We start from the raw sequence: 18,709 nt of genomic DNA, 5'->3' as shown, positions 1-18,709 counted from the left end.
GCGGTGTCGGGCACGCTGGGTAGATTGGACCCATGAGCGAGACCGACGATCCCCGAGGCAGCGACGCTGAGCCGATCCTGGCCCTCCCCGCCTCCACCATTCCCGATCCGGCCACCGCCCCCGGCCTGCGCTGGGGCGTGATCTCCCCCGGCCACATCGGCGACCAGTTCACGGCGACGGCGCATCGCGCGACCGCCTCCCGTGTCGTCTCCGTCGTCTCCCGCTCCCAGCAGCGGGCCGAGGAGTTCGCCGCGAAGCACGGCATCGAGAGCGCCTTAAGCTCCGTGGCCGACATGCTCGCCACCGGCGGGCTCGACGCCGTCTACATCGCCTCCCCGCACGCCCAGCACCATGAGCTGGCCCGCCCGGTGCTCGAGGCCGGGATCCCGGTGCTGGTCGAGAAAGCCTTCACCCTGAACCACGGACAGGCCCGCGAGCTCCTGGATCTCGCCGCCGAACAGGGAGTCTTCGCCATGGAGGCGATGTGGGCGCGCTTCCTGCCGCAGTACGACGTGCTGCGCGAGGTGGTGGCCTCCGGGGTGCTCGGCGAGATCATCGAGGTGACCGCGGATCACGGCCAGTCCTTCCCGGAGGATCCGACCCACCGCATGTACGCGCCCGAGCTCGGCGGCGGAGCGCTGCTCGACCTGGGGGTCTACCCGATCTCCTTCGCCCAGATGGTGCTCGGCGACCTCTCGGACGTCGCCGTCCGCGGTGATCTGACGGCGACAGCCGTGGACGCGTACTTCGGGCTGCTCGCCCGCGGGCCGGGCGGCGGCCATGCGCGGCTGTCGTCGACCCTGCTCGCACGCACGCCCACCGAGGCCGTGGTCAGCGGCACCGCCGGGTCGGCGCGCCTGTCCGGGGCGTTCTTCGCGCCCGGCACCCTCACCGTCACCCTGCTCGACGGCCGCTCGGCGAGCTTCGACCACCCCGGTGCGCCGGGAGACGGCATGGCCTACGAGATCGCGGAGGCGACCCGTCGCATCACCGCCGGCGCGCTGGAGTCCCCCCTGATGAGCTGGTCGGACACTCTCAGCGTGATGGACACGATGGATGCTGTGCGCGCCGAGCTCGGCGTGGTCTACCCCGGGGAGGAGCCCTCGTGAGCATCCTGGATTCCGCGCGCGGCCTGCGCATCCCCCTGCCCCACCCTCCACACCGCGGAGTCTTCATCTCCTTCGAGGGCGGTGATGGAGCCGGCAAGACCACCCAGATGGCGATGCTGCGCAACCACCTGGTCACCGAGCGCTCCGTCGCCGAGGACCTCATCCTGACCACGCGCGAACCGGGCGGCACTCCGCTCGGGGTGAGCATCCGGCGGCTGCTGCTGCACGGCGAGCACGTCGACCCGCGCGCCGAAGCCCTGCTGTACGCCGCGGACCGCGCCCACCACATCGCCACCGTGGTGCGCCCGCATCTGGCCCGCGGCGGTCTCGTCCTCGGCGACCGCTACCTCGACTCCTCGATCGCCTACCAGGGCGCGGGCCGCTCCCTGGAGCCGGAGGAGATCGGATCCTTGTCGTTGTGGGCGGCCGACGGCCTCCTCCCCCACCGCACGATCCTGCTGGATGTGCCGACGGAGACGCTCGACGAACGCCGTGACACGACCGGTCAGGACCGTCTCGAACAGGCCGGCGCGGATTTCCGGGCCACCGTGCGCCAGGAGTTCCTGGATCTGGCCGCCGCTGACCCGGAACGCTTTGCCGTCATCGACGGCACACAGCCGCGTGAGGAGGTCCATGCCCAGGTGCTCGCGGCCGTTGCCGAGGTGCTGGGCCTCTTCGACCCGACCTTCGAGCCGGCTCCACCTACCAAGCACCGGGACGAGCAGTGACGGCGACCGGACTCGGTGGCGCAGGCTCCACGCAGGCTCCCGGTGACATGGCAGATCCCGGCTTCGGTGTGTGGGCCGACGTCGTCGGCCAGGATTCTGCGGTCGCCCAGTTCCGCCGTTCCACCTCACCCCAGGGCTCGCTCGCGCAGGCGTGGCTGATCACGGGTCCTCCCGGATCCGGCCGTTCCACCGCGGCGCGTGCGTTCGCGGCGACACTGCAGTGCGAGACGGGCACCGGGTGCGGGCAGTGCCGGGCCTGCCGCACGGTGCTGGCGAACACGCACCCGGACGTCACGGTGGTCGCGACCGACAAGCTCTCGATCGCGAAGGAGGAGGTGCGGGGCCTGGTGATGACCGCCCAGCGCGCTCCCGCCACCGGGCGGCACCGGGTGCTGATCGTCGAGGATGCCGACCGCATGAGCGCCGGCACCTTCAACGTGCTGCTGAAGTCCATCGAAGAACCGCCCCCGTCGACGGTGTGGATGCTGTGCGCACCGTCGGCCGAGGATCTCGCCCCGACCATCAGATCCCGCTGTCGCCTGGTGACGCTCGCCGTGCCGTCCTCGGAGGTCGTCGCCGAGCTGCTGCGACGTCGCGACGGGGTGGAAGCGAACCTCGCGGTGCGTTCGGCGCGCGCCGCCCAGGGGCACATCGGGCTCGCTCTGCGCTACGCCACCCAGGAGGGGGCGCTGGCGGCCCGTGAGGACTCCGCGCGCACTCTGCTGAACCTGCGCGGTGCCGGGCAGGCTGTTCTCGCAGCCCAGGGCTTGGTGGATCGTGCGACCGCGGAGGCCAAGGAGCATGCCGACGCCGTCGCCACCGAGGAGAAGGAGCGCTTCCTGCGTTCGGCGGGCATCGACGACGCGAAGGTGCCTCCGTCACTGCGGGCCCAGGTTCGCCAGCTGGAGGAGGATGCCAAGCGCCGGCAGACCCGACTGGTGCGCGATGTGCTGGACAGATACCTGCTCGATGCCCACTCGGTTCTGCGGGACGTGCTGAGCCACCAGCTCGGCACCGGCAGCGAGCTGGTCAACGTGGAGGTCGCCGGGGAGATCGAGCAGGCCGCTGCCGGCGCCGCCGCGAAGACCACCCTGGGTCTGCTCGAAGCCATCCAGGTCGCGCGCGACCGGATCAGCGGCAACGTCCCGCCCCTGCTGGCGATCGAAGCCCTGCTCTCGCGCATCGCCGTCTCCCTGCACTGAGGGCATCGCCCGAGCATCCGGGCATCTGCTCTCGGTCCTCGACCACCCACCCCACGAACCGCCCCACGGCGTCGCCGCGAACGCGTATGCGCGCTGCGCTTCCAGCAGAGGGAAGCACAGCGCGCATACGCGTCAGGGGTGGGCCGGGGTCAGGCCTCGGTCGAGGGGGCCTGGTCCGTCGCCGACGGTGCCGCGTCGTCCGCACGGGAATCGGCCTCCGGGACCTCGTTCGCCGGAGTCTCCTCGACTCCGTCGGCGGCCGGAGCCACCTCGGCCACGGCGTCGGCGGGTGCCTCATCCGCTGTCGAGTCGGCCTCGGGGACCTCGTCGACAGGCGCCGCAGCGGCAGCGGGCTCTTCGTCGGTCCCGGCGGGCGTGGGGACGTCGACGTCGAGTTCGTCGTGGGTGATCGCACCGGGGCGCTGGATCTCGCGCTCGTTGTCCTCCTGGCCGGTCTCGGAGTGTGCCCCGCACCCGAAGTCCAGGTGCACGACCTTGCCGTCGGCCGGGGACCATTCGTTGGTGCAGACCCCGAACTCGCCGCGCAGGGAGCCGGAGAGCTGCGACAGGAATCCGCAGCTGGTGCAGGTCGCCGAGACGGTGCCGCGGCGGCCGCGATCGGAGGTCTGGCGGGGGCCGAACTCGCCGTCCATCCAGCGTTCAGCGGCGTCGGCACGACCCTGCGGGGACAGCACGCGGGGGCGACCCAGGCCGAGCTCCCACAGCGCGACGCGATCCGCGTCCTCGTCGCCGGTGGCCTCGTAGCCCTGCTCGAGGCGTTCGTCCTGCTCGTGGAACGGCAGCAGATCGTCGGCGCCGATGTCTTCGGGCTTCAGACGCTCGGACCACGGCTCCCACTCGGGGGCCATGATCGCGTCCTCGCCCGGCAGCAGTGCGGTCTCGGCGACGGTGGGTGCCTTCGCGCGGGCGGCGCGAGCGAGCACCACGACCCAGGACCAGCCGCGATACCCGGGCATGGTGCACTCGAAGACATGGGTGACCAGCCGCTCGCCACTGACCTCGACGCGCAGGTGCTCACCGACCTGGCCGGGCTCGGTGACCTCGAGCAGCGCCTGGTGGGCGAGCTCGACGGCCTCGGCCGTCACCGCGTCCAACCGGGGCCGGGAGGTGCGGGGGCGGCGGGGTGCGGTGGTCGACTGAGTCATAGGTTCAGGCCTCGAAGTTGTCGGCGACGGCTCGGAGCACGGTGGAGATCTTCTGCGAGTGCCCGCGATCTGGGTAGCGGCCCTGGCGGAGGCCGTTGGATGCATCGTCCAGCAGACGGATCAGGTCCTCGACCATGCCCGCCATCTCATCGGGCTTGGTGCGGCGCGCACGGCTGATCGACGGAGCGGGCTCCATCAGCTGCAGCGCCAGCACCTGGGGACCGCGGCGGCCGTCGACCATGTCGAACTCCACCCTGGCGCCGGGGCGGAGCGACTCCACCCCGTCGGGCAGGTTCGAGGCGTGCACGTACACGCTCTGACCATCCTCGTCATCGAGGATGAAGCCGAAGCCCTTCTCGGCGTCGTAGAACTTCACCTTGCCGCGTGGCACGTGGATCCCATTCCTTGTCTGGTGATGGTGGTCTGCTGGTTCAGGGACCGGGACGCTCGCGAGCCCTGTCGGGCCGGATGGAGACGTTGTGCCCCGGAGAAGCCGGAGACCGTCCGGCAACGATCCAGTCTAGCGTGCACGACAGGCCTCGTGGCGAAGGCAATTCTCGGACGTGACCGCGGCCACGACGCTCATCGCCGCCGCTCGGGCGGTATCTCGCGACTCGGGGCACTCGGCGGGACCGGCTCCAGCCCGAGCCCGATCAGCATCTGCTCGAGGATCATCGCGGTGAAGCCCCACACGAAGGCGTCCCCGGGAAGCTCGAAGACCGGACCCACGCCCATCCCCTGCAGCAGCCCGCGCCGCCGGTGCGAGGGATCGGTGAGCGAACCGGCACCGGCCAGGGGCGCCCACACCACCCGCTCCACCTCTACCGGGTCCTGGACACCGAGCGGCGGGGGCTCGGGCGACCACCCCAGTACGGGGGTGACCCGCTGCCCCCGCCACGGCATCGGGATCGGCGCGAAGGCACCCAGCACCTGGACGTCCTGCGGCTCCAGTCCGGTCTCCTCCTGCGCCTCCCGCAGCGCGGTGTGGACATCGTCGCGGTCACCGCTGTCCGCACCGCCGCCGGGCAGGGAGAACTGGCCGGGCTGGGAGCGCAGGGCGTGGCCGCGCTCCTCGAGCACCACCTGGGCGTCGCCGACCCCGGTGCCGGCGATCAGGATCAGCACGGCGCTGCGGCGCACCGGTCCGGCGGCCGACGTGGGAACGCGCGGGTCCGCGTCCCGTCTGACCAGGACGTCACCGCGACGCGCACGCTCGGCGAGCGGGACGAGGAAGCTCGGAAGCGATCCCTCCGCAGTGCGCTGGTGGCTCATGCGACTGCCGCGCTCGGGCAGACGTCCGCCAGCACGCAGTCACCGCAGTGCGGGGCCCGAGCCGTGCACACGCGCCGTCCGTGCAGGATGAGCCGCAGCCCCAGGAGAGTCAGCTCCTCGGCAGGGCCACCCGTGCCGTCGGCGGCGATCCGGGCGACGACATCGTCTTCGACCCTGCGCGGGTCGGACTGCGCGGTCCACCCCAGGCGTCGCGCGAGCCGGCCGACGTGGGTGTCCACGGCGAGCAGGGAGTGCCCGAACCAGGCCCCGCGCACGACGTGGGCGGTCTTGCGTCCCACCCCGGGAAGGGCTTCGAGGGCGGCCTGGTCGTCCGGGACCCCGCCGGCGTGGTCGCCGACCAGGCAGCGGGCGAGTCCGATGATCCGACGCGCCCGGGTGGGGCCCATTCCGAGCGGTCGGACCACCTCTGTCACCGCGGTCTCCGCGGCGCCCGCGAGCGCGGCCGCATCGGGCCACGTCGCGAACAGCTCAGGGGTCACCTGGTTGACGCGGACATCGGTGGTCTGGGCCGACAGCACCGTCGCGACCAGCAGTTCGAAGGCGTCCCGGTGGTCGAGCTCGGTGCGCGCGTCGAGGTGGAGATCCTGCAGTCGGGAGGCCACGATCGCCGCGTCGGCAGGGCCGCCGGAGGGCCTCGCGGCACCCCGTGCGGGAGTCGGCGTCATCATCTGAATTGCTCCTCGTACGGCGGGTGGCGGGCCTCAGCGTCGCTGGCGCGATAGTGTTTCCTCATCATGTGACGGTGACCACCGCAGTTCGTGGCATCGGTCACATGGGAAGCACAGCACGGTCCCGGCATCCGGGACCCCATCATCAGGAGGTTCCGTGGACGAGAACATCGTACGGTCATCGCCGCTGTTCGCTGCGCTCGACGAGGACGGCAAGCAGGCCGTGCTGGCGTCGATGAAGCAGGAGGACTACCACCGCAGCGCAATCATCTTCCGTGAGGGCGATCCGGGCGATCGGCTCTTCATCATCGGTTCGGGCAAGGTCAAGGTCGGTCACGCCTCCGGCGACGGCCGCGAGAACCTGCTCGCCGTGCTCGGTCCGAGCGAGACGCTCGGCGAGCTGTCGCTCTTCGACCCGGCGCCGCGCAACGCGACCGCGACCGTGGTCGCCGAGTCGACGCTCTACTCGCTGTCCCAGCAGGACCTCTACCGGGTCCTCGCACAGCGTCCCGAGGTCGGTCGCCACCTGCTCGCCTCGCTGGCCCGCCGGCTGCGCAAGACCAACGAGTCGCTCGCCGATCTCGTCTTCGCCGACGTCCCGGGTCGTGTGGCCAAGAACGTCCTGGACCTCGCGCAGCGCTTCGGTCGCCAGACCGACGACGGCGTCATGGTCGCCCACGGTCTCACCCAGGAGGAGCTCGCCCAGCTGGTCGGCGCCTCCCGCGAGACCGTCAACAAGGCACTGGCGGACTTCGCCTCGCGCGGCTGGATCCGCCTCGAGGCGCGCGCTGTGCTGATCTCCGACGTCGAGCGTCTGCGCCGCCGCGCCCGCTGACTTACGGGGCCCCACCCCACCCACGCCGATGCGCGCTGTGCTCCCACTGCTGGAAGCGCAGCGCGCATCGTCGTGCGGTGCCCCAGGGATCCGCCCGGGCGCTGAAGGTACCCGTCGCCTCGCGGAGGGTCAGTTCCCCTGGGCGAGATGCTCGAGGGTGGCGCGCAGGTTCCAGCGCGCTGCGTCCTGCAGCGGCTGCGGCAGATCCGGCCCGTAGACGGACCGCAGCAGCCGGTCCAGGGTGAGCACGCCCGCTGTCCGGGCGCGCCGCACCTGCTCGATGCGCTCGCGGCGGTGCTCGAGTGCTGCATCGATCGCCTCGAGGGCCGCGAGCGGATCCTCGTAGGCCGGTCCGTGGCCGGGGTGGATCGACCCGATCCGCCCATCGAGCGCCATCGCGCGCAGGATCGCGAGGGACTGCAGATAGTCCGCGAGGGAGCCTCCGTCGTCGGGCACGATCACGGTCGAGGACCCGCCCAGCAGCGTGTCGCCGCTCAGCAGGCGCCCGCCGTCCACGAGCACCCCCACCGAGTCGGAGGTGTGACCGGGCAGGTGGATGACATGACCGACGGCCCCATGGTCGCTCTCGAGGGTCGAGGGCAGAGGGCGGGAGCCGGCCACGGCCGCCTGGTCCGCGGCCCACAGGGGCACCTCGTGTCCGCTGCGAGCGGCGAGTTGACGGGCGAGCGTCGCGGCCCCGGCGGAGTGGTCGAGATGGCGGTGCGTGACCAGGACACCCATCGGCCGGGCGTCCTCGCAGGCCACCAGCAGCTCCGCGAGGTGGTTCGGGTCCTTCGGTCCAGGGTCGACCACCCAGACCTGGTCCTCGTCGCGCAGGACGTAGCTGGTGGTGCCGGTCAGGGTCATCGGTCCGGGATTGTCTGCCCGGATCGCGATCAGCTCGACCGCCGGGGCTTCCGGATCCCGCTGCGGGGCATCGTCGGACACGGCGAGCCGCTCAGGCGGTCGGCACGGGCGCGGGCGCGACCGGGCCGTCCAGCTCCACCAGCAGGTCCAGCTCGACGGGCGAGTCCAGCGGAAGCACTGCGACGCCGACGGCGCTGCGGGCGTGCCGCCCGGCCTGCGCGAAGATCTGGCCGAGCAGCTCACTGGCTCCGTTGATCACTGCGGGCTGCGCGGTGAAGGAGGGGGCCGAGGCCACGTATCCGGTGAGCTTGACGATCCGCACCACCCGGTCGAGGTCTCCGACCAGGTCCTCGATCGCCGCCAGCGCGTTGAGGCAGCAGGTCGCGGCGAGCTCGGACGCACGCTCCGGAGAGACCTCGGCGCCGACCTTGCCGGCCTCCGGCAGAGCCCCGTCGACGAAGGGCAGCTGCCCGGAGGTGTGGACGTGGTTCCCGGTCGCCACGGCCGGGACGTACGCGGCCACCGGTGCGGCGACCGCAGGCAGGGCGAGGCCCAGCTCGTCGAGCCGGGCGCGGACCCGCGACCCCGGCTCCTGGGGGGCGGTGGTCATCTGCTCAGCCCTCGCCCAGGGGCCGCTTGAGGTACGCGACCAGGTTCTCGGGATTGGGCCCGGGAACGACCTGGACCAGCTCCCACCCCTCCTCGCCGTAGTTGTCGAGGATCTGCTTGGTCGCGTGGATCAGCAGCGGAACGGTCAGGTACTCCCAGCGGGTGACAGTGCTCATGGGGCGAGCCTACCGGCGAACCCCTGCACGAAGGGCTCCCGGACGTCCCATCGGCCCCGACCCCCGGCGATCAGCTGCCGACCGCCTCCTGCGAAGCGCGCCGCAGCACGGTGGACCAGTCGCTGACATCGGGGTTGCGACGCAGCAGCCGCCGGCGTTCCCGCTCGGTCATCCCGCCCCACACCCCGAAGTCGACACGGTTGTCCAAGGCGTCGGCAAGGCATTCGGTTCTCACCGGGCACGCCCCACAGGTCGTCTTCACGGCATGCTGCTCTGCTCCCTGGACGAAGAACCCGTCCGGGTCCATGCTCACGCACGCTCCGCGAGTCGCCCAGCTCGAATCCCCGGTGATGGGGGTCGCCCCGATGGTCATGTGCATCCTCTTTCCGAATCCTCGTTGACCGGACTTCTTCGACCACTGTAAGGAGACCCCTGCCACAGTGCAAAATTCTGGGGGTCTCCGTGACTGGCACGTGATATCCGGGCCGCCCTCCAGGGCAACCTGCCCGCGCTCATCGCGGCGTCCGGGCATCGCCGCGCCCCGGCCCTGCCCTGTCGGCCTTCGGACAGGTCTCGACCATGCATCAGGTTCGTGAAGATTCCTCCACGTCTGGCATGCCTCGTGGCTCCCCGTCCCCGCCCGCCGTACTGTTGGACCATGGCCAGTACTCCGTCCAGCTCCGGTTCCGGACGCTCACTCCCCGTCGCCCTCGCACAGTCCCTGTACCTGCTGCTGGGGATGCTCGCCGTCTCCGCCCTGGCCGGGGTGCTCCTGGCCGCCTTCTTGCTGCCGGCGGTCTCCGCCTCGTCAGCGGTCGCCAAGGATGGCGTCGCCCTGTTCGAGTCGTATCCGTCGGAACTCGAGGTCGAGCCGCTGAACGAGGCGAGCCGCATCGAGGCGTCGGACGGCTCGCTGCTGGCCACGTTCTACACCGAGAACCGCATCATGGTGCCGCTCGAGGAGATCTCGCCCTACATGCAGAAGGCCGTGATCGCGGTCGAGGATCGCCGCTTCTACGAGCACGGCGGCGTGGACCCCAGGGGCATGGCGCGCGCCCTGGCGAGCAACGCCGCCGGCGGCGCCACGCAGGGCGGTTCCACGCTCACCCAGCAGTACGTGAAGAACGCCCTGCTGATGGATGCCGTCCAGCGGGGCGACCAGGAGGACCAGCTCGAGGCGACCGAGCAGAGCTACGGCCGCAAGCTGCGCGAGGCGAAGCTCTCCATCTCCCTGGAGAAGCAGTGGAGCAAGGATGAGATCCTCAACGCCTATCTGAACGTCGCCCAGTTCGGACCGTCCCAGTACGGCGTCGAGACCGGCTCGCGGCACTACTTCTCGAAGAACGCCAAGGACCTCAATCCCGGCGAGGCGGCCCTGCTGGCCGGAGTCACCAACGGCCCGAACCAGTTCGATCCCGTCTCCCATCCGGAGGCGGGCGAGAAGCGCCGCAATGAAGTGCTCGGGGACATGCGCCGCGAGGAGTACATCACCCAGGCGGAGTACGACGAGTACACCGCCCAGCCCGTGGAGGACATGCTCAAGGTCAAGAACCTGCGCGCCGGCTGCGCCGACGCGGGCGAGAGCGGGTTCTTCTGCGACTACGTCACCCGTTCCCTGCTCAACGACTCGGAGTTCGCCCCCACCTACGAGGAACGGCGCAAGCTGCTCTACGGCGGCGGCCTCACGATCCGCACCACGCTGGACCCGGCCAAGCAGGGCGCGGCCACCGACATCCTCCAGCGCAAGGTCCCCGGCGACTCCGAGAGCGGCTTCGGCCACTCGATCGTCACCGTCGAGCCCGGCACCGGCAACATCCTGACCATGGCGGAGAACCGCTCGTTCAACCCGTACGAGGAAGTCAGCCCGGGCGAGACCGCGATCAACTACAACGTCCCCCGAGCACTCGGCGGCAGCAGCGGGTTCCCCGTCGGCTCGGCGTTCAAGCCCTTCGTCCTCCAGCAATGGCTCGAGAGCGGCCGCAGCATCGACGATCGGGTGAGCACCACGCGCGAGCCCATGACGACCTTCCCCGCGCACTGCCTGCCCCGTGGCAGGTGGCTGGAGAGGCCCGGCTACAACCCCGACAACGCCGTCTCCGTGCCGATCTCCCCGATGGAGTCCGTCCTGAACTCCACGAAGTTCTCCATCAACACCTCCTACGCGAACATGGCCCGCCAGCTGGACCTGTGCGACGTCGCCGAGGGTGCCCGCGAGATCGGCGCGATCCCCGGCAAGTACAACCCGTACGACAACGCCACCTGGGACATGGATATCGCGGACATGTACGGCCAGACCCTGGCGCCGTCCGCCGTGGTCCTCGGACAGCTGCAGGTCTCCGCACTCGACATGGCCAACGCCTACGCGACCTACGCCGCGGGCGGCACCTACTGCAAGCCGCAGGCGATCACCGAAGTCGTCGACCGCGGCGGCGAGGCGATGCCGATCTCCGGGGCCGAGTGCCACCAGGCGGTCGACAAGAAGGTCGCCGACACGATGGCCTGGACCCTGCAGCAGGACCTCGAGGATCCGCGCGCCACCGGCAAGGGCAAGACCATCCCCGGCCACCCCGCCGGCGGCAAGACCGGCACCTCGGGCTCGCAGTTCCACACCTGGTACGTGGGCTTCACCCGACAGATGTCCACCGCGGTGTGGTTCGGTCACCCGCAGGGCGATACGCGCCCCGGGGGCTTCACGGTCGACGACACCATGCTCCGCAGCGGGAGCGTCTGGGGCAACACCGTCTCCCTGCCCACCTGGCAGGAGTACATGACCCGGGTGCACGAGGGCCTGCCCAGCGAGCCGTTCCCCGCCGCTCCGAAGCAGCCGGAGTCCGCCGCGAACGAGGCGACGCAGAAGGGCGTGGTGCCCGACGTGTCCGGGATGGTGCTCTCCGAAGCCAAGGCCGCAGTCGAATCGGCCGGGTACTCGTACGAGGTCACACAGGAGTCCTCCGGCTCGGTGGGCAAGTGGTACGTGATCGGCACTGACCCCGGTCCCGGGACGAAGCTGCCCGAGGGGCAGTCCGTGGCCATCCGTCAATCCTCCGGCGAGGGCTGACGTGCGGCCGCTCTTCGCCGCCACCGGCGCAGTGGGCCTCGCGGGCCTCGGTGCCGCCGCGGCCGCGCACGTCTGGGCGCGCCACATCGAGATCCACCGGTACACGCTGCGCGAGCTCGAGCTGCGGATCCTTCCCCCGGGCGCGCGCACGATCCGGGTGCTGCACATCAGCGATATCCACCTGATGCCGGACCAGGACCGCAAGCTCGCATTCCTGGAATACCTCGCGGCCCTGAGACCGCACCTGGTCATCGACACCGGGGACAACATCGCCACGGCCGCGTCCGTGCCGGTGCTCGCCGAGGCCCTGGATCCGCTGCTGCAGTGTCCGGGTGCCTTCGTCATGGGCTCCAACGACATGTTCGAGCCCATGCCGAAGAATCCGGCGCGGTACCTGTTGCCCGACCCGCGACCCGAGGGACTCACCGAACCCAGGGACCCGACCCTGCCCACCTCGGAACTGGCGCGCCGACTGGCCGCGTACGGCTGGAAGGATCTCACCAACGCCCGGGCGAGCATCGAACTCGGCGGACTCGAGGTGCGGCTGGTGGGCGTGGACGATCCGCATCTGGAGCGCGACGAGATGCCTGCTCCGGCCGATCCGCCGCCGTCCGCACCCGAGCACGGCAATGTGCTGCGCCTCGGCGTGGCCCATGCGCCCTACCGGCGTGTATTGGACGCCTTCACGGCCGACCGCGCCGACCTGATCCTGGCCGGCCATACCCATGGCGGCCAGCTCCGCCTTCCGGGGTTCGGCGCTCTGGTCACCAACTGCGACCTGCCCCGTCAGCAGGCGCGCGGCCTGTCCACCTGGCAGGGCGTACCGCTGAACGTGAGCGCCGGGTTGGGCGCCAGCCCGTACTCCGACTACCGCCTGTTCACCCCGCCGGAGGCGACGTTGCTCACGTTGCGCGCCCCCAGGATCGAACCGAGCTCCTGACCCCGCTCGACCCCTGCTAGAGTTTCTCCTCGGTGCACCGCTTCGACGGGGCACCTCCGGGGTGTAGCGCAGCTTGGTAGCGCGCCTCGTTCGGGACGAGGAGGTCGCAGGTTCAAATCCTGTCACCCCGACCGGAAACAGGGCCGCGAGGTCGTCGAGAGACGGGCTCGCGGCCCTGAGTCTTTCCCCAGAGCTCCGGCTCGATGTGCGCGCGAATGTCCCCGCCACTGACACCCTCCTTGCAATTACCCGAAATGTCCGGAATGCTCGGAATGCTCGGAATGCTCGGAATGCTCGGAATGCTCGTGCCATGAATAACAATGGTGTAACTACCACAGGAATGTCCGATTTTCACGGGCAACACGACGCAGTATCACGATATTTGGCAAAATGTTCGCAAAGGTATCGACCTCCCTGGGTAAACGCCCCTGTGGGCTGGGTGCGACCTGCACATACAGTGATCAACGGTGCCGTCATGAACTGGGGCACCGACCGTGTCGCCGCCTTCCCGTCACCGGCCCGGTCACTTCCTCCACTTCCCTGGGTGACGGGCGCAGGTCTCGCGCGTGCGTCGCGTCGGGACCCCTGCGGGGCGACGGAGAAAGTGATTACTGCAGATGTTCCACAATGCTCCTCGAGGCACACACCGGGCAGCCGGCCGTGCCGTGATCGACTACCGCGGGCTCGCCGCTCCGGTCGGTCGAGGCGTGGGAGGTGTCGCCGTTCTCGGCGCCGTCTCGGCCACCGCCGCCTTCACGGGCGCCAGCGCTGCCACTGCCCAGAGTCCTGCTCCGGCGGCCGTCGGCACCGTCCGCGGCGCCGCCCCGGCACTGACACCGGCAGCCCCCACCACCTCCAAGTACACCGGCGTCAAGCTGCGCCTCGGCGCTCGCGGCGATGCTGTGAGGCACCTTCAGGGCGAGCTCAAAGCCCATGGCGCCTCGATCAACGTCGACGGCGTCTTCGGGTCCAAGACCCTGCGAGCCGTCAAGAATCTGCAGTCCTCCGCCCGTATCGGCGTGGACGGCGTCGTCGGGCCCAAGACGTGGAACGCGCTGAACGGCAGTTCTTCGTCGGGCGACTCCTCGTCGTCCTCACAGCCCAAGCTGCGCCAGGGCGCTCGCGGGGCAGCTGTGAAGACGCTCCAGTCCAAGCTCAACGAGCGGGGTGCCTCGATCTCGGTCGATGGCGTCTTCGGTCGCGGAACCGCCTCGGCGGTCCGTGGACTGCAGTCCGCCGCCGGCATCGGTGTGGACACTGTCGTCGGGCCCAAGACCTGGAATGCGGCCTACAGCAACGTCCGCATCTCCGACAGCGGCTCCAGCCGCGATGACGACCGCGCGCCGTCCTCCGGTTCGTCGGTCAACGGGCAGGCCGTGATCAACGCGGCCCGCAGCCAGATCGGCGTGCGGTACAGCTGGGGCGACGAATCGCCGTCGACCGGCTTCGACTGCTCCGGACTCGTGCACTACGCGTACAACCAGGCCGGCACCAACCTGCCGCGCAAGACCGCGAAGGGCTACACCTTCGGCGGCAAGATCATCTCCCAGTCCCAGGCGAAGCCCGGCGACCTCGTCGCCTTCACCGGGAACAACTACGGCCACATGGGCATCTATGTGGGCAACGGGAAGATCATCGACGCCTCCGGTTCGCGCCAGCAGGTCGTGGAGCGTTCGATCTGGAACGCCCCGCACGTCTTCGTCACCTATCGCTGATCCCTTGATCAGCGTCTAGGACAGACGCACCAGAGCCACGACGGCCTGCTCGACGCGACAGCGTCAACGGGAAGGAGCAGGGCGGCGTGAAGGAGCCCGGTCGGCACTGCCGACCGGGCTCCTGTGCGTCCGGGACATGAACCACCGACCGGCACCCGCGACGATGATCCGCTGTCCGGCTCTCCTTGTGCGCGGGGTGCGCCGTGACCCGCACCCCATGGCAAACTGGGTGCACCACACGACGTCGCTGTCTCAGGAGAAGTTGATGACCGATCCCATCGCCCTTGTCCCGCTGCCCCAGTCCGTCATCTGGTCGGCGGGCACCTGGGAGACCACTGCTCCCTGGGATGAGCTCTCCGTCGGCCTCACCGAGGACCTCCCCCGCACGGAATACGCCCTGTCGATCTCACCTCACGGCGCGAACCTCACGGCCGGCAGCGAAGCCGCCCTGGCGGACGGTCGCAACACCTTCGCGCAGATCGTCACCGGTGCGCACGGCTCGATTCCCTGCGTGACCATCAGCGACTACCCCGTGCACGCCTGGCGCGGAATGCATCTGGACGTCTCGCGCCACTTCCGCACCGTGGCCGAGGTCGAGACGATGATCGACACGATGGCGCTGCACCGCCTGAACGTCCTCCACCTGCATCTGACGGACGATCAGGGCTGGCGCGTGGAGATCAAGGGCTACCCGAAGCTCACCGAGGTCGGCGCCTGGCGTGACCAGACCCTGGTCGGGCACATGAGCGGACAGGAGGAGACCTGGGAGTTCGACGGGACCCCGCACGGCGGCTCGTACACCCAGGAGGAGCTGCGCGGACTCGTCGAGTACGCCCGTCGCCGCGGCATCATGATCGTGCCGGAGGTGGATCTTCCCGGTCATATGCAGGCCGCTCTCGCCGCCTACCCGAACCTCGGCAATTTCCCCGAGCAGCAGGTCGGCGTGCGCGAAGTCTGGGGCATCTCCGACCATGTCCTCGGCGTCTCCGACGAGGTCTTCGACTTCCTTCGCGACGTGCTCACCCAGGTCGCGGACATCTTCCCGGCCCCGTATGTCCACATCGGGGGCGATGAGTGCCCGCGCGTGGAATGGGAGCGCTCCAGCGCCGCGCGCACCAGGATGAACGAATGGGGCTTGACCCGCGTCTCCGAGATCCAGGGACGCTTCACGCAGTTCGCGGCCGACGTCCTCGCGGAGTCCGGCAAGCGGATCATCGCCTGGGACGAAGTGCTCGAAAGCCATCTTCCCGACAACACGGTGATCATGAACTGGCGCCACGGCAACGGGCTGAAGACCTCCACCGCGCGCGGATTCCAGACCATCATCGCCAACAACGAGCACACCTATTTCGACCACTACCAGGCCGACCCGGCGCACGAGCCGCTCGCGATCGGCGGCCTGACCACGGTCAAGGACGTCTACACGGCCGAGTTCTCCCCGCACAAGCTCGACGACGACCAGAAGTCACTGCTGATCGGACTGCAGGGTCAGCTGTGGACCGAGTACATGCCGACCGCCGAGCAGGTCGAGTACATGGCATTCCCCCGCATGTGTGCCCTCGCGGAGCGCGCCTGGGGCTCACCTCAGCAGAGCTGGGACGAGTTCGAGGAGCGACTGCGCGCCCATCTCCCGCGCCTCGACGCGTTCGGCGTGCGCTACCGCCCGCTCGACTGACATGTCCACCTCCCACCGCGATGCCCACCCGTACGGGCGGTCGGCCGACGATGTCCGCCGCCGCGATCAGCGCATCCGACGCACTCGGCGGATGCGCGCGACGCAGCTGGCGATCTTCTCGGTGCTCGCGCTGTTCCTGATCGGGATCGGTGCGTATGCGGTGAGCGAGTTCCGCGAACCCGTCGCGGAGCCCGGGGAGATCGTGCCGAAATCGTTCGGGGAGAACCCGGCCGAGCTCACGTGCCCGGAACCGGGCGCCGTCCCCCTCCCTCCGGCGGAGGTCACCGTCACCGTGCTCAACGGAACCAGCCGCGGTGGTCTCGCCGGCGAGGTCACCGGGCAGTTCAGCGAGCGAGGCTTCATGGTGGGAGACGCCGGGAACACCCGGAACGCCACCGCTGCCGCCACGATCGTCCACGGCCCCTCCGGCTACCTCGCCGCCCAATCCGTGCACGTGCACGTCCCGGGCGCCACCCTGCGCATGGACGAGCGGGAGGGGGCGGAGGTGTCCCTGCTGCTCGGCGACGAATTCTCCGGGCTCGAGAAGGAGGCGACTGCGGCCGCCGGACTCGAGAAGGCCGTCGAGATCCCCGAGGGCTGCCCCACCGGGTGAGCCGACGACTTCAGTCTTCCCACGTCCGTTTGTCGGCCTCCATGCGGATTCCGACCCACAGGGCGACTCCGCCGGCGAACAGCAGCAGCAGCACGATGGTGCCGAAGACCACCGAGGTGGCCGGCGCCGAGGGCATCAACCCGGCCAGCAGGCTGTTGATCCCGCTGACCTCGGGGCCCGGCTCGCTCGCGCCGGTGAGGTTCCGATCCACGTCGACGACGAAGCTCGCCGTCGTGGGGATCCCCTCGCTGTCGAGCACGTGATACGTGACCGGGGCGGTGCGGCCGACGAACCCCTCGGCCGGAGTGAACATGACCGAACCGTTCGCGTCGACGGTGTAGGTGCCCTCGCCGGGAATCACCAGCCGTGTGCCGCGGCCGTCGTCGAGCTCGGTGAGGTTCGTCGCCGAGAGCGAGGCGATCTCCACCGACGCGGGGTCCAGCGGTTGCGAGCCGCTGCCCGCGGTGTCGTTGCTCAGGACGTCCACGGTGACCGGGGTCAGCGGAGCCGTGCGCTGCTCGTCGTCGCGCATCGTCGCGATCACCGGGGAGAACGTCGCCTCGAGCGTGGCGTCGACCGGGTTGTCGGCGAACACCCCCTGCGCGGTGATGCCCACCGGCGAGGTCGTGCCCGTGAATGCTTCTGCAGGAGTCATGGTCACAGTGCGCGACTCGAAATCGATCCTCCAGGTGCCTTCGCCCTCGACGACCACCTCGGTGCCGTCCTCCGAGAGATCAGCCCCCTCGGGCACGGCGTCGGGATCGAAGCGCAGTGAATCTGAGCGGACGTCCCGGATCCCGGTGGTCAGGTCGAACTGGACCTCGGTCCCGGGCGCGGCGGCCGCTGCGCGGTCCACCAGAATCGGGTAGGCAGTGCTCAGCAGCGCCGTCGCGGAGGTCGCGCCTTCCCCGTCCCCGCCGACGATGCCCATCGGAGCGGTCACCCGCACGTCGGCGCTCTCCGGGGAGAAGCGCACAGTGGCGCTGTCCCGGTTCAGCACCCATGTGCCCTGCCCGGGCACGACCACCTCGGTGCGGTCCTGCGTGGTCTGTGCACCCTCCTCGCCGGCGAGAGGCTCGAGTCGCAGGGTCTCGGGGTCGACGTGCTGCTGTCCCTCCCCCACCACGAAGGAGATGTCCTGCCCGAACGGTGCCGACCAGTCGAGATCGGAGATGATCGGGACTGTCAGCCAGACCTCCGCGGCACGGACCACCGCACCCTCGGCGTCCTCGACGACGAGTCGGACCGGGTCCAGCTGGAGGCCCAGGCCGAGCCCGGCCGGGGAGTGGCTGAGGGTTCCGCCGTCGGCCGAGAGCTGCCAGACGCCCTGCTCCGGGATCGTCGCACGGCTCCCGTCGGCCACCAGCGTGGAACCGGCGGGCAGCCCCGCCAGCTCGAGCCGCACGGTGCCCCCTTCGGGGATGTCCTCCGACAGCTGGACGTCGGTGACCTCGCCGGCGGAGCCCCGTACTTCGATCTCTTCCAGCTCCAGCAGCTCCGGCGTGAACATCGCAGGCTCGGAGCGACTGTCGAAGAAGCCCTCGATGGTCATGGCGATCGGAGTGGAGGGCCCCTCGACCCCGCTGAGCGGGGTGAACACGAGGTTCTGCCCGATCAGGGACCAGGTGCCCTCGCCTGCCACGGTGAGGGTCCGGCCGTCCTCGCTGAGCTCCATCAGAGAGCGCTGGCCCTCGTCGATCTCCTCCGGCATGGCCAAGCGCGCGGAGTCGGCATCGACCTCGTCCTCGAGGCTGTCCTCGACCAGGGACCACAGCGGCAGGCGGGTCACCGCGCCGGGGACCATGGCGACGGTCTCGGTCTCCGTGGGGAAAGCGAAGGGCCCGTCCTCCCCCAGCGCCGCGGCCGGCAGCGTGAGCGAGGCGGCGAGCATCCCGGCAGCGGCCAGCGCGGCGACGCGTGCGGTGACCCTCCGCAGGCCCGCACGCGAACGGGGACGCGGCGTCTGTTCGGGCACCGTGCCAGAGTAGCAAGGGCTCCCGGGACGGGACATCACGCACCGCGCCCCCGATTCGTCGCCGCCTGCCCCTACAGTGA

The 18,709-nt window shown here is 70.2% G+C and carries 18 protein-coding genes and 1 tRNA gene; 10 read left to right on the top strand and 9 right to left on the bottom strand.

The window, feature by feature from the left end; translation table 11 throughout:
• The first annotated feature begins 32 nt into the window (after positions 1-32).
• Genes INT51_RS19950 through INT51_RS19940 form a run of 3 tightly spaced genes read left to right on the top strand, consistent with a single transcriptional unit; the run spans position 33 to position 3,039 of the window.
• The gene (locus INT51_RS19950) at positions 33-1,109 is read left to right on the top strand and encodes a Gfo/Idh/MocA family protein (RefSeq protein ID WP_193107164.1); all 1,077 of its coding nucleotides are present in this window, start codon (positions 33-35) and stop codon (positions 1,107-1,109) included.
• Positions 1,106-1,837, top strand: coding sequence for a dTMP kinase (gene tmk, locus INT51_RS19945; protein WP_193107163.1), 732 nt, complete (start codon positions 1,106-1,108; stop codon positions 1,835-1,837). The genes INT51_RS19950 and tmk overlap by 4 nt, the downstream gene beginning before the upstream one ends.
• A 47-nt stretch (positions 1,838-1,884) precedes the next feature.
• Positions 1,885-3,039: a DNA polymerase III subunit delta' gene (locus INT51_RS19940; RefSeq protein ID WP_193107162.1), complete on the top strand. Its 1,155-nt coding sequence runs from the start codon at positions 1,885-1,887 to the stop codon at positions 3,037-3,039.
• Between the two features lie 149 nt (positions 3,040-3,188).
• Here INT51_RS19940 and INT51_RS19935 read toward each other — a convergent pair whose 3' ends face one another.
• The 4 genes from INT51_RS19935 to nth form a co-directional block, all read right to left on the bottom strand.
• Positions 3,189-4,205, bottom strand: coding sequence for a DUF3027 domain-containing protein (locus tag INT51_RS19935; RefSeq protein WP_193107161.1), 1,017 nt, complete (start codon positions 4,203-4,205; stop codon positions 3,189-3,191).
• 4 nt (positions 4,206-4,209) lie between these two features.
• Complete coding sequence (locus tag INT51_RS22780; RefSeq protein ID WP_193107160.1) at positions 4,210-4,596, bottom strand: cold-shock protein; 387 nt, start codon at positions 4,594-4,596, stop codon at positions 4,210-4,212.
• A gap of 191 nt (positions 4,597-4,787) precedes the next feature.
• Complete coding sequence (locus INT51_RS19925) at positions 4,788-5,477, bottom strand: CoA pyrophosphatase (protein ID WP_193107159.1); 690 nt, start codon at positions 5,475-5,477, stop codon at positions 4,788-4,790.
• The gene (nth, locus tag INT51_RS19920; RefSeq protein ID WP_226985978.1) at positions 5,474-6,166 is read right to left on the bottom strand and encodes an endonuclease III; all 693 of its coding nucleotides are present in this window, start codon (positions 6,164-6,166) and stop codon (positions 5,474-5,476) included. Before nth ends, INT51_RS19925 begins: the two co-directional genes overlap by 4 nt.
• A 157-nt stretch (positions 6,167-6,323) precedes the next feature.
• Between nth and INT51_RS19915 the strand changes: the two genes are divergently transcribed.
• Positions 6,324-7,001 (top strand): Crp/Fnr family transcriptional regulator, encoded by a 678-nt coding sequence (locus tag INT51_RS19915; RefSeq protein ID WP_304502268.1) that lies wholly within the window; start codon positions 6,324-6,326, stop codon positions 6,999-7,001.
• A gap of 129 nt (positions 7,002-7,130) precedes the next feature.
• Here INT51_RS19915 and INT51_RS19910 read toward each other — a convergent pair whose 3' ends face one another.
• From INT51_RS19910 to INT51_RS19895, 4 genes are all read right to left on the bottom strand, one after another.
• Positions 7,131-7,949: an MBL fold metallo-hydrolase gene (locus INT51_RS19910; RefSeq protein ID WP_193107158.1), complete on the bottom strand. Its 819-nt coding sequence runs from the start codon at positions 7,947-7,949 to the stop codon at positions 7,131-7,133.
• Between the two features lie 10 nt (positions 7,950-7,959).
• Positions 7,960-8,478, bottom strand: a complete 519-nt coding sequence (locus tag INT51_RS19905) for a RidA family protein (RefSeq protein WP_193107157.1) — start codon at positions 8,476-8,478, stop codon at positions 7,960-7,962.
• Between the two features lie 4 nt (positions 8,479-8,482).
• Positions 8,483-8,653: a DUF4177 domain-containing protein gene (locus INT51_RS19900; protein ID WP_096798403.1), complete on the bottom strand. Its 171-nt coding sequence runs from the start codon at positions 8,651-8,653 to the stop codon at positions 8,483-8,485.
• A 70-nt stretch (positions 8,654-8,723) separates the two neighbouring features.
• Positions 8,724-9,026, bottom strand: coding sequence for a WhiB family transcriptional regulator (locus tag INT51_RS19895; protein WP_193107156.1), 303 nt, complete (start codon positions 9,024-9,026; stop codon positions 8,724-8,726).
• Positions 9,027-9,311: 285 nt separating this feature from the next.
• Here INT51_RS19895 and INT51_RS19890 point away from each other — a divergent pair, with 285 nt between their 5' ends.
• From INT51_RS19890 to INT51_RS19865, 6 genes are all read left to right on the top strand, one after another.
• Complete coding sequence (locus tag INT51_RS19890; protein ID WP_193107155.1) at positions 9,312-11,711, top strand: penicillin-binding protein; 2,400 nt, start codon at positions 9,312-9,314, stop codon at positions 11,709-11,711.
• A 1-nt stretch (position 11,712) separates the two neighbouring features.
• On the top strand, positions 11,713-12,651 hold the full coding sequence (locus tag INT51_RS19885) for a metallophosphoesterase (RefSeq protein WP_193107154.1): 939 nt from the start codon (positions 11,713-11,715) through the stop codon (positions 12,649-12,651).
• A 57-nt stretch (positions 12,652-12,708) separates the two neighbouring features.
• Positions 12,709-12,782: transfer RNA gene (locus tag INT51_RS19880), tRNA-Pro, on the top strand.
• A gap of 486 nt (positions 12,783-13,268) precedes the next feature.
• Positions 13,269-14,366 carry a peptidoglycan-binding protein gene (locus INT51_RS19875; protein WP_193107153.1) on the top strand — a complete coding sequence of 366 codons (1,098 nt, stop codon included), beginning with the start codon at positions 13,269-13,271 and terminating at the stop codon, positions 14,364-14,366.
• A gap of 265 nt (positions 14,367-14,631) precedes the next feature.
• Positions 14,632-16,041, top strand: coding sequence for a beta-N-acetylhexosaminidase (locus tag INT51_RS19870; RefSeq protein WP_193107152.1), 1,410 nt, complete (start codon positions 14,632-14,634; stop codon positions 16,039-16,041).
• Position 16,042: 1 nt separating this feature from the next.
• Positions 16,043-16,654 carry a LytR C-terminal domain-containing protein gene (locus INT51_RS19865; protein ID WP_193107151.1) on the top strand — a complete coding sequence of 204 codons (612 nt, stop codon included), beginning with the start codon at positions 16,043-16,045 and terminating at the stop codon, positions 16,652-16,654.
• 10 nt (positions 16,655-16,664) lie between these two features.
• Here INT51_RS19865 and INT51_RS19860 read toward each other — a convergent pair whose 3' ends face one another.
• Positions 16,665-18,629: an Ig-like domain-containing protein gene (locus tag INT51_RS19860; RefSeq protein ID WP_304502267.1), complete on the bottom strand. Its 1,965-nt coding sequence runs from the start codon at positions 18,627-18,629 to the stop codon at positions 16,665-16,667.
• Between the last annotated feature and the right edge of the window lie 80 nt (positions 18,630-18,709).

This window comes from Brachybacterium sp. FME24 (assembly GCF_014897705.1).
In the GTDB taxonomy this organism is placed as follows: Bacteria; Actinomycetota; Actinomycetes; order Actinomycetales; family Dermabacteraceae; genus Brachybacterium.
The sequence above is the reverse complement of the archived record's forward strand: the minus strand, read 5'-3'. Positions and strand labels throughout refer to the sequence as shown.